The organism is Acinetobacter uliginosus (assembly GCF_044130295.1).
GTDB lineage: Bacteria > Pseudomonadota > Gammaproteobacteria > Pseudomonadales > Moraxellaceae > Acinetobacter.
Genome location: NZ_JBIQOC010000053.1, coordinates 25,595 through 37,256 on the forward strand (window position 1 = coordinate 25,595; position 11,662 = coordinate 37,256).

10 protein-coding genes are annotated in these 11,662 nt (G+C 45.3%); 9 read left to right on the top strand and 1 reads right to left on the bottom strand.

Going from position 1 to position 11,662, the window contains the following annotated elements; all coding sequences use genetic code 11:
- Nucleotides 1–12 precede the first annotated feature (12 nt).
- The gene (locus ACE01T_RS11125) at nt 13–519 is read left to right on the top strand and encodes a hypothetical protein (protein WP_180043276.1); all 507 of its coding nucleotides are present in this window, start codon (nt 13–15) and stop codon (nt 517–519) included.
- A 46-nt stretch (nt 520–565) separates the two neighbouring features.
- Here the strand turns inward: ACE01T_RS11125 and pap are convergent, their stop codons facing one another.
- Nucleotides 566–1,984 carry a polyphosphate:AMP phosphotransferase gene (pap, locus tag ACE01T_RS11130; RefSeq protein ID WP_300046442.1) on the bottom strand — a complete coding sequence of 473 codons (1,419 nt, stop codon included), beginning with the start codon at nt 1,982–1,984 and terminating at the stop codon, nt 566–568.
- A gap of 206 nt (nt 1,985–2,190) precedes the next feature.
- Here pap and ACE01T_RS11135 point away from each other — a divergent pair, with 206 nt between their 5' ends.
- The 8 genes from ACE01T_RS11135 (at nt 2,191) to ACE01T_RS11170 (ending at nt 11,518) form a co-directional block, all read left to right on the top strand.
- Complete coding sequence (locus ACE01T_RS11135) at nt 2,191–2,895, top strand: DUF8198 family protein (RefSeq protein WP_180043268.1); 705 nt, start codon at nt 2,191–2,193, stop codon at nt 2,893–2,895.
- Nucleotides 2,896–3,063: 168 nt separating this feature from the next.
- On the top strand, nt 3,064–4,008 hold the full coding sequence (gene ubiE / locus ACE01T_RS11140) for a bifunctional demethylmenaquinone methyltransferase/2-methoxy-6-polyprenyl-1,4-benzoquinol methylase UbiE (RefSeq protein WP_086195228.1): 945 nt from the start codon (nt 3,064–3,066) through the stop codon (nt 4,006–4,008).
- 11 nt (nt 4,009–4,019) lie between these two features.
- Entirely contained in the window at nt 4,020–4,703 is a 684-nt protein-coding gene (locus ACE01T_RS11145; RefSeq protein ID WP_395519267.1) for a ubiquinone biosynthesis accessory factor UbiJ, read from the top strand.
- Between the two features lie 12 nt (nt 4,704–4,715).
- Nucleotides 4,716–6,335 (top strand): ABC1 kinase family protein, encoded by a 1,620-nt coding sequence (locus ACE01T_RS11150; protein WP_395519273.1) that lies wholly within the window; start codon nt 4,716–4,718, stop codon nt 6,333–6,335.
- 167 nt (nt 6,336–6,502) lie between these two features.
- A complete protein-coding gene (locus ACE01T_RS11155) occupies nt 6,503–7,582 on the top strand; it encodes a patatin-like phospholipase family protein (RefSeq protein WP_395519268.1) in 1,080 nt (359 codons plus the stop codon).
- A 231-nt stretch (nt 7,583–7,813) separates the two neighbouring features.
- Nucleotides 7,814–8,596 carry a bifunctional phosphoribosyl-AMP cyclohydrolase/phosphoribosyl-ATP diphosphatase HisIE gene (gene hisIE / locus ACE01T_RS11160; RefSeq protein WP_395519269.1) on the top strand — a complete coding sequence of 261 codons (783 nt, stop codon included), beginning with the start codon at nt 7,814–7,816 and terminating at the stop codon, nt 8,594–8,596.
- Between the two features lie 15 nt (nt 8,597–8,611).
- Entirely contained in the window at nt 8,612–10,117 is a 1,506-nt protein-coding gene (locus ACE01T_RS11165) for a UvrD-helicase domain-containing protein (protein WP_395519270.1), read from the top strand.
- A 30-nt stretch (nt 10,118–10,147) separates the two neighbouring features.
- Complete coding sequence (locus ACE01T_RS11170) at nt 10,148–11,518, top strand: ATP-binding protein (protein ID WP_395519271.1); 1,371 nt, start codon at nt 10,148–10,150, stop codon at nt 11,516–11,518.
- Nucleotides 11,519–11,662: the final 144 nt, after the last annotated feature.

The following is an 11,662-nucleotide window of genomic DNA, read 5'->3' on the forward strand; positions in this document are numbered from 1 at the left end:
GGTATTTACATGATGAAAATAGATAAAATTCCAGACGCAATCGATCCTCAGTTAGACTTGGAAAGCATTCGGGCAGAATGCCTGGAACTTGTCAAAAAACGTGCTTACTGTTCTGCAGGTGCAGCCGTCATTCCGGTTCCATTTCTGGATGTGGTCATCGATGTCGGAATTTTGTCACAACTCATTCCGGAAGTGAATGCACGTTTTGGTTTGGCTCCGGAACAAATCAGTGTCTATGACCCTGAAACCAAAAAAGTACACTGGCATGAACTGCGTAAACGGGGGGTAGAATTTTCCGGCTTGGTGGTGGCACGTACCGCCGTGAAAAAATCCCTCAACAATGTGGTAGCCAAGGTCATCACCAAACAGGTGACCAAATTTATTCCGCTAGGTGGTCAAATTGTTGCTGCAAGTTTAGGCTACATTGTGATGAAGAAAGTCGCCGAAGCTCACGTAGAAGACTGTTACAAAATTGCCAAAGGGATTCAACAAAAACAGCAAGCCCAAGCGGCGAGTTAATCATTCCCTGATCTATTAATAAAAAATTCCGCTTGCAGCTGAGAACCTAATTGGTTCTCAGCTGTTTTAAAATGGTTCTGAGTATTTCTAAACGTGCGGTATTTTTGTCATCGTTGGCAATAATATGCCACGGTGCATAAGTGGTGCTGGTATGTTCGAACATATCCGCAGCTGCATCCAAATAAGCATCCCATTTTTCCCGATTGCGCCAATCCTCTGGAGTGATTTTAAAGCGTTTGTTTGGCGTCTCTTCACGGGCTTTAAAACGGGCGGCCTGCTCATCCTTGCTAATCGCCAGCCAGAATTTGATCACTACGGTTTGACTATTGGCCAGATCCCTTTCAAAGCGGTTAATTTCATCATACGCTCGCTGCCACGCATGCTCACTGACCAGTCCCTCCACGCGTTCCACCAGCACCCGTCCATACCAGGAACGGTCAAAAATCCGGATGTCTTCATCAGTCTGCAACTTGGTCCAAAAACGCCACAAATACGGATGACGCATCTCATATCGTTCAGGAGCCGAAATACTGTGAATGTCATATTCCCGCGGATCAAGATTTTTCACCAGCCGTTTGATGGTACCGCCCTTGCCTGCCGCATCCATACCTTCAAATACAATAATGGCTTTACGGTCATCAAAACGTAGCGCCTCGGCTACTTTTACCGATAGTTCTTTCAGCTCTTTTTTATAGTCTTCTTTGGTCGTGGCCTGATTTTCTGGATGCAGTAACAACTCTGGAACAGGCGCCTGTTTCCATTCAGTTTCTACTTCGCTCAAATGCTCTGGACAGTTTTTCATAGCCGCCAAAATGATCTGTGCAAATTGTTGATTACGTAATTTTTCATCCTCGCAATCAATGATGTTCCAGTCCTTGGTAAAACGCTGGCTGAGCTTTTGCAAACTGTCGTACTGCTTTTTATTACGCCAGTCCAGACCATGTAATTTATGCCAGCGCACTTCATGGGGATCCAGATTATCCATTCGCTTCTGCAAAGATTTCCAGGACAGATCAAACCAGACCTTCACCACATCGACATGATTATTTTTTAAGTCCTGCTCAAAAGCCTGCATATTGGCAATATAGGTATCAAACTGCGATTCATCCAGAGGCTTGGATACATGCAGGGCGGTGGCCAGCAAATCACTATACCAGTTGCCAAATAACACCATGAGCTGGCCTTCGGCAGGAATAAAGCTTGCATACGGCTGCCAGTAGGTCTGTGTGTTATTGAACATGTTGGCGGCATCAGCCTTAACCAGTAAATAACGCGGATCAACCCATTCACGCAGCTGCTTCACCGCCTCGCCCTTTCCAGCCAGTTCAATGCCATTGACCAGCACCAGTACGCTTTTGGCATTACTCTGACCACGGGTATTTCTTAACTGATATTGTGCTTCAATCAAATTCAGGGAAAGTTCATCTTCATCCAGCAGCAGATTTTTTGTTTTTTTCAGTGTCATCTTTTCCCCTATCCTTTTTTCTAAATTTCAGTCTATTCAAGCATAATCCCAGACTGAATTTGAACACATAGTGTTTATGTTGCTCAGAATTGCTGCGATTCCCGGAAAACTGACTTAATTTAAACCATTTTTCTTGCTGTTTGTCATAGCGACTTTGCCCGTCTCGCTCTAATATTTAGCCATCTAAAAAATAATAGAGACACAGCATGTCTAAACTGGCTGCATTGGATGATCTTTTAGAATTGTATTATCAATTGAATTATCATCAAAATCCTGACATTTTTCGGCGCCTGCAAGATGTACAGGCCTGGCAAAAACAGCGCATGCAGGCCACCCATAGTAAACAGTTTGCTGAAAAGCAGAATGTATTGATGTCAGAGTATTTTCTCAATCGTCTCTATGGCGGTCCAGATTTTGACGCACTGGCTGAACAGATTGCCCGCTTGATGAAATATGCACACAAGGCTGAAAAGCTGATTCCTGAAAATGCGGTGAAAACAGGCACATCAGGGGTATCTTTAGCCATTTTGGCGGTACAACTGGATGAACAGGTGGCCATGCAGCTCCTTGAAGATTATCATCCGCACGAAGCTCTAAACGATGAGATGATGCGTTTGACTTATCTAAAACTCGATCAGGGGCAGCCTCGTTTAAAACAGCTGGATTTACTCGACCAGCTGGGTTTTAGCCTAGATAAATACATGCGCTCGTTTATGGTTCAGACTGCATTTAAAATGTGTAAGGGGGCAGCCAGCAAATATAATTTCAACATCATGTATGAATTTATGCAGGATGGCTTTTTGGCCATGAAACCGTTAAAGTCAGCTGAGAAATTCGTGAAGGATTTTACCGCGGTTGAACGTCAGATTATCCATAAGGTTCACGCAGGCGATCCTCACCCGTTTCAGTAAATTATGTTGTGATGGAAATAACAAATTGCGCAGTGAATAAAAACACAGAGCAGATTTTATGTATATTATTCATAACAATTGCATGCGGATTGCTGTACAACGTCCTAGAATCTGTCATCATGCAAGCACTGCAACATTAACCCTATTTTTATGTTAGGAGTGACTCTAATGTCTAACGAAAAACAAACGCCTCCCTCTACCCCTGAGTCGGCACAAAATACAGACAAAGTGAGTCCTTTCTTAACTGAGCCTCTTCCACAAGGCACTGCACAAGGTCAGCAACAATCTTTACAACAACAGTTAACCGATACGCCAGTGACCGGTTCAGTACCCAAATACAATCTGCCACGTGGTGCCAATACCGGTAATGTCGGTCCGACCACCCACTTCGGTTACCAGACCGTCAGCAGTGAAGATAAAGCCCAGAAAGTGGCGGAAGTTTTCCATTCGGTTGCCAGCAAATACGACATCATGAATGATCTGATGTCTTTCGGTATTCACCGTCTCTGGAAACGTTTTGCCATTAATATGTCGGGCGTACGTCGTGGTCAGCATGTGCTCGACATTGCCGGCGGTACAGGGGACCTGGCCAAAGTCTTTAGCCGTGAAGTCGGTCCTACCGGTCATGTGGTCTTGTCTGACATTAACGAATCGATGCTGAACGTCGGTCGTGACCGCCTGACTGATGCTGGCTGTACCAATGTAGACTTCGTTTTGGCCAATGCTGAAACACTGGAACCATTTGCAGACAACAGTTTTGACTTGCTCACCATCAGCTTCGGTTTACGTAACGTGACCGATAAAGATGCTGCGCTGGCTGCCATGTACCGCGTGCTTAAGCCAGGTGGCCGTTTGCTGGTACTTGAATTCTCTAAACCGGTGTTTGAGCCATTCTCTAAACTGTATGACCTGTATTCGTTCACGGCTTTACCGATCATGGGCAAAATTATTGCCAACGACTCTGAAAGTTATAAATATTTAGCCGAATCTATCCGTATGCACCCAGACCAACGCACCTTAAAAGGGATGATGGAAAATGCCGGCTTCCAGAACTGTGATTACCACAACCTGACGGGTGGTATTGTGGCGGTTCACCGCGGCTTTAAACTTTAAGGTTTTATACTATGTGGTCGATTCTGGCACTGGGTGCAGTTGAACGGTTAATTCATCATGTGATTGATCTGGATGCCATTACCCGTATCCAGCTCAATCAGTTGCAAGGCAAGATGTTACGTGTGGTGATTGACTCACCGCAACTGTCTGTTGATGTGTTTTTTGACGAAAATAAAGTGCGCCTGGAACCGACCGTCACCGGTCAGGCAGAACGTCCGTCCATTTTTGAGCAACGCCCGTTTGACCCGCAACAAACATCTATGCCAGCCACCGCAACCTTACAGGTTAAAAATGTGGTTGAGCTAATCAAACTGCTGCTGGCAGATGATGTGGGTAATATTCCGCTGCAGGGTGACTATCACCTGTTACAGGATATTCAGCGCATTTTGCAACAGGCTGAACCGGATTTGGCTGCGCATTTAAGTCCGTGGATTGGCCCTGCCCTTGCCCATGAACTGGGTAAAATCCAGCTGGCACCGAAACTTTTAAAACGTTCCTTAGCAAGTTATTTATTCTTTGCTGAAGATGCGTTAAAAGAAGATACAGGTTTATTTGCTGCACGTTGGCAAATGGACGATCTGCAACAAGATACCCGAATTTTCAATCAAAATTTAGACCGTGCTGAAGCCAAGATTCAACAGCTTCAGGCACAGATTGACACTTTAAATACAGCTCCTGCTTCAGCTCAAGATTAGGTAATGAGATTTATGATTCCGCACGTTTCACGTTTACTCGAACTTTGGCGCATCGCCGCGCACTATAGACTCGACACGTTGTTTCCTGCGGAAGAATTACCGGAAAAAGCCCGTCATGCTTTAAGTTTCATTCGCATGCACCCTGCAGCATGGTCAAGCCGTGAACGTAAAAATCCGCTTAAGCTGAAACAGGCTTTAGAAGAAATGGGACCGCTGGCGATTAAATTGGGACAGCTGCTGTCTACCCGTCGCGACCTGATGCCACCTGAAGTTTTACAGCAACTGGTCTTATTGCAAGACCGAGTTAAGCCCTTTGACAGCAATGTGGCTAAAGCACGGATTCAGCAATCGCTAAAAGCCGATGTAAATACATTGTTTGCCCGTTTTGATGAACAACCGCTTGCCGCAGCGTCCATTGCACAAGTCCATACGGCTGCCCTGCATGATGGCCGCGAAGTGGTGGTGAAAGTCACCCGTCCCGACATTCGCACTCAAATTCTGCAAGATTTTGAAATTCTGGACTGGCTGGGAGCAGCGCTGGAAAAACGTCTGGAAGCCGCACGTGCCCTGCATTTATCGGAAATTATTCAGGACTATCGTCAGATCATTTTAAATGAGCTGGATTTGACTCTAGAAGCTGACAACACCCGCCGTATGCGCCATTATTTTACTGGCTCAAGCATGATGTATGTGCCTGAAGTGTATATGGACAGCAAAGATGTGATGGTGGCTGAACGCATCACCGGTGTTCCGATTTCCGATACCGCGACTTTTGACCAGATGGGTATGAATCGTGCGGACCTGGCAGAAAAAGGTCTGACCATTTTCTTCACCCAGGTGTTCCGTGACAACTTTTTCCATGCCGACATGCACCCCGGTAACGTATTTGTCGAAACCATCAATCCTGCTAATCCGCGCTTTATTGCACTGGACTGTGCGATTATGGGTGAGCTCTCCAAGCATGACCAGATGACCGTAGCACGCATGTTACTTGCGGTCATGAACAGTAACTTTATGCAGCTGATTCAGATTGTGCACCAAGCTGGCTGGATTCCACCGGGTACCGACCAGGATGCTCTGGCCCGTGAAATGCGTCGCACCGTAGGTCCAATGGTATCAAAACCGATGAGCGAGCTGGATTTTGCCGGCATCCTGATTCAGGTGATGGATATCGCCCGCCGTTTCCATCTGGAAATTCCTCCGCAGCTGATGTTATTGCTGAAAACACTGGTTCATGTAGAAGGTTTGGGCACCGATCTCTACCCGGATCTTGATATCTGGAAACTGGCCAAACCGATCCTGACTGACTGGATTAAAGCCAATATGAATCCAGTGAAAAATATGAAGGAAATTGGTCAGCAAATTCCAGACCTTCTGCTGGGTGCACAGGATTTACCAAGTTTGATGATTGACAGCCTGAATGGTTTAAAAAACCAGTCCGCTTGGCATTCCAAACAATTGCATGAACTGCAAAGCATGCGTCTGCAAATGGAACATCAGCAAAAACGCAGCTGGATTTTTGGCAGCATTATGGCCATTTTGCTATCCATTGCGATTATTGCACCATGGTATGTATCTATTATTCTGATCATACTTGCGAGCTTGCTGGCTGTCTGGCGTGTGTTTAAATAACACAGTCCACTTATCCACTGCATCTAATTCTAACAACCTGATTATTTACATAATCAGGTTGTTTTTCCATACAATGACTAATCAGTCAGAAACTGATGACTCTCGCCATTGTTGCCTATATATGACAGATTAGAATAACAACACACCTGTAGATTGAATGATAGATCATGACGCAAATCTTGCAAAAACGCCCTTCTTCTTTAAATGTCCGTGCTGGCCGGTTGGCACGCCAACTGATTGAAAAAGAAGGTTTGCAGGCGAATTTTGTCGATATTGTTCCTGGTGCTGCAGGTGGCCCCAAAGGCATAGGCATTCAAGGCCTTGATCAAGCCATTTTTGGCGATTTCCTGGCACAAACGCCACGGCGCAGAACCCTGATTGGCTCCTCGATTGGCAGCTGGCGTTTTGCCAGTATTGCTGCCTGGGGCGCGAAGGAAGGCACCGAACGCCTTGCGGAGCTTTATACTAACCTGTATTTCCATAAAAAAATGTCACGACAGGAAGTGGGGCAAATTTGCCGTGACATGCTGCTCGATCTGGTGCAAGGCAAAGAACAGCAGCTGGTTGAGCATCCGGACTATCATCTGACCGTCATCTCGGTCAAAGCCCAGCACATTTTCCAGAGTGACAGATCCTTACCATTAATAGCATCAGTTGCCGGAATTATTGGCAGTAATGCCGTGGCACGTAAACACAACCGTCTATTTATGCAAAGGGTAATTAGCCAACCCGAAACAGGCCCACAATTTAAAGTCGATGATGATTTTACCACGCATTATCAGCCTTTAAATCTCAGCAATGTCACCTCTTGGTTGATGGCTTCAGCTTCTATTCCCGGAGTGATGGCAGCGATTCGCGATATTCCCGATGCCCCGAAAGGCAGTTACCGTGATGGCGGTTTAATTGATTATCACCTTGATCTGCCGTTCCAGAGCCAGGGTATTGTGCTGTATCCGCATTTTAGCGGTAGCATCACCCCGGGCTGGTTCGACAAAATGCTGAAAAAGCGCAAGGCCAGTCCGGAAAATCAGGCACGGACTTTATTGCTTTCCCCTTCTGCCGAGTATCTACAATCCTTACCGCTCGGTCGCTTGCCAGATCGTAAAGATTTCACTTTAAAAGGGCTGGATCAGAAACAGCGGATTCAAATGTGGAATCAGTCTGTAGCGGAAAGCCAGCGCATGGGGGATGAGTTTTTGGAAATGGTGGAAAAACAGAACTTTCCGCAGCTGATGCAGGATTTATAAAAGCAAGTAGAGGAAAAACTATAGGCGCTTGATTAAGTGAATCAGTTTATTTTCCAATCCGTTGAATATTAGAAAATTCTTTGTGAATAAAACACCTGAACTATTTTGAATCAGAAATCAAAATGATCATGCGTATATTTTTTTCTCAAACAGTTGCTAATCACGTACACTATGTAGCTGCGATTTTTATTCGCTGTTTTCCATTTTGAACATATTTTTGGTGAAATTCTCATGAACAACATGCAATGGCTCGATGAAGTAAAATTTAACGAACAAGGTCTAATCCCTGCCATTGCTCAGCATCATCAAAGCGGTCGTGTGTTGATGGTGGCATGGATGAACCGTGAAGCTTTGGCTTTAACTGCAGAAAAAAATCAAGCGGTGTATTTCTCGCGTTCACGTCAAAAATTATGGCATAAAGGTGAAGAATCCAGTCATTTCCAGACTGTACATGAAATCCGTCTAGACTGTGATGCCGACGTGATTATTTTACAGATTGAACAGCACGGCGGTATTGCCTGCCACACTGGTCGTGAATCTTGTTTCTATCGCAAATTGACTGCAAATGGCTGGGAAATTGTCGATGCACAGTTGAAAGATCCAAGCATGATTTATGCTGAAAAATCAACCAATCCGCATACCTTGGCCATGAATGCCTCGACTGCCCAATCTGAACAGGTCGAAGTTTTGGACTATTTGGGCAAAATGATGGCAGAACGCAAATTGGCCGATCCGGATTCATCTTATGTCGCCAAGCTGTATCACAAAGGCTTGAACAAAATTCTGGAAAAGATCGGTGAAGAAAGCGTTGAAACCATCATCGCTGCGAAGGACTTTAAAACAGAACCGCATGAAGATAATAAAAACGACTTGATTTATGAAGTCGCCGATTTGTGGTTCCATACCATTGTGATGCTGGGTTATTTTGACCTCGAGCCACAGCTGGTATTAAACGAGTTGGCTCGTCGCCAAGGCCTGTCTGGCTTGGTGGAAAAAGCCAATCGTCAGCATTAATTCAGTATTTTAACTGTGTCAGTGTCTAAAAAACCCAATCCTACCTACGAGCAAGCGCTTGCTATAGATAATGCGCGTCTAGGCAATTCCTTCAAGGTGATTGCCTATGCTGGCACAGGTAAAACCACCACCCTGCAAATGATCAGCGACGCCATGCCAGAGCGGCGTGGCATGTATCTGGCATTTAACAAAGCCATCGCAGCAGAAGCGCAAAGTAAATTTCATCGCAACGTTGACTGTCGAACCTTTCACTCGCTGGCTTTTCGCAGTGTGCCTCGAGGCGTCACCGACAAACTTCGCTTGCCGCGTTTAAGCCCAAGTTTTATTGCCAAGGAATACCGGCTACAGCCGATTACCCTGCGCCGGATGATGGGTGGGCGTTATGAAAAATACGTGATGATGCCATCGCGTCTTGCGAGTCTGGTGGCCAATGCAGTCAGTTATTTCTGCTCGACCAGTTCGCAGTATCCTGCACCGCGACATCTGCAGGCACCGAGCTGGTTACATCCAGATGATATTGAAGAATTACAGAAACATTTATATCCAGCCATTGAACGGCGCTGGTTAGAATCGATTGATCCCAATCATCAGGCCGGTATTGGGCATGATATTTATCTAAAGCTTTGGGCCTTGTCTGAACCAAATATCCCTGCCGATTATGTGCTGTTTGATGAAGCACAAGATGCCGACCCTTTGATGCTGGGTATTTTGCTGCGTCAAAGAAATACCCAGGTCATTTATGTTGGCGATGCCCATCAACAAATTTATGCTTGGCGCGGTGCGGTGAATGCCATGCAACAGCTGCCCTTGCCTGAATCGCGCCTGACCACATCGTTCCGTTTTGGTGAAGAAATTGCCTTGAATGCTAATGCCATTTTGGGTGCATTAAATGAAACCGTGCCCTTGCTCGGCAATCCGTTACTGAATTCCAAAGTGGTGAATAAACCGCATACCAAACAGCGTGATGCGATTTTGTGCCGTACCAATGCCCGTGCCATGGAACTGCTACTTTCCGGATTAGTGCATGGCGACAAGGTCAGCTTGCAGGCCGATCATGTCAAGCTGAACCGTTTTGTCGATGCAGCCAGCATGCTGAAACAGGGCCGCCGTGTCACCGATGTGCCGGAACTGGCCTGGTTTAATTCCTGGCACGATGTGCATGAATACTGTGAAACCAATGATGGTAGTGACATTAAACCGCTGGTGAAACTGGTGGATGATCACGGAACCGATCCACTCAAAAGAGCCTTGGCCAAAATCACCCCGATTGAACAGGCCGACTACATCATCTCGACTGCGCACAAAGCCAAAGGCCTGGAATGGGACCGCGTGCACATCGAAGATGACTATCAGTTTAAGGTCAATGAAAAAGACCATAAAATTAGTGACGAAGAGTTAAGATTGCTTTACGTGGCCTGCACACGTGCTAAAGTAAGTTTAAATATTCACCACATTTACGATTTGCTGCAACTACTGAAAAAGCAAATGCCGGTATCACTGCGTAAAGCTGTGGGAGAATAATTTTAGCTTTAGCTGCAAGGCAGGTGTTTTATGAAAATTGACTCTATTCAACTCAAACACGCGCTTCATTTTGCCGACCTCAAGCTGAAATTTAATGACAAGCCCATCACCCTGATTCTGGGCGATCAAAGCTCAGGCAAAACTGGCATTTTAAAATTTACCTATCAGGCACTTACCTGGTTTGCAGCCCGCTATAAAGACCTGCGTGCTGCCGGTGTGGTGATGCTGGATCAAGACATCATGTTTACCCGCCTGCAATCCAAAATTGATATTCGGGTTCAGATTCCTCCCGATATTGGGACTTTAAATGCCTCTAGCGAAGCTGGAGACAAGACCCTGACGACGTGTGACTGGCAGATTTATAAAACTTTAAATAGTCATGGCATTGGCACCAGCAAGGCAGAAACCCAACAATTAGACAATCTGGTGGAACTCTATCATAACGCGCTGAAACACGATCAGCAGCAAGGCTTGCCGCTCATTGCCTATTACCCGGCAGAACGCTTTGTCCATGAAATGAATATTCAGAGTAAAAATAATCTGGTGGTATTTCAGACTTCCCATGCCTATGAAATTTCCACTATTCCCTATACCACCTTTAGCCGTTTCTTTGAGTGGTTTCGTGAAATCAGCGATATTGAAAATGCCCAGATTGCGCAGCTGTTTCAGCAGCTCATTACCAATTCGTCCATCCAGAAAAATAAAGACAAAGATTTTTTACAGCAATTGGTCCATGCCCAAAAGCAAATGAACGCGCCGAGTCTGGATGCTTTAAAACAGGCTTTGAGCACCGTTCTTCCCAATTTTGAAGACATTTATGTGCAGTATCAGCCCAAATTGCAACTGATGGTGAGTTATGCAGGAAAAACCATGCTCTATCAGCAACTTTCCAACAGTGTTAAAAACTGGATCGCCCTGGTAGGAGATATTGTACGGCGTTTGTGCCTGCTCAATCCCAAAAGTTTATATCCCTGTCTGGAAGGCGACGGCATTTTGCTGATTGATGCGATTGATCACCAGCTGGATCAAAATACCTCGCAGGTAATTTTACAGCGCCTGCATCAGGCTTTTCCGCGTCTACAGATTATTGCTACCGGAAACCGCATGGAATTACTGGAACATGCAGTGGAATATCAATGTTTAAAACTGGAACATAAGCAGCTGTTTGATATGCAGCTACAGCCGTTACAGGAAAAGTTTGACACGATTTATGAAAATCTGGTGTTTAATGAGGAAGTGATTGAAGCCGATGCCTTAACTGAGGAGCCTGTATCAGAAAGCATGACCCCTCAAAGCCTGTTAGAGCAGATCCAGCAATATTTAACCCCCGAACAACAAACAGAATTATTGCACTTAATGCAACAGCAGTATGACACCTCTTCCTCTCATCCTATCTCCTGACACAACAATTTGAATGGTATTCGAAAATACTCAGTATCTCTTCTCTGTACACGACAAATTTCATAGGATCCTTGTCCTATCAGGCTTTTTCTTTCTTAAAATTGCTAGCACTTTCTTAAATTCTTCTTTTTTTCCAAAACCAAT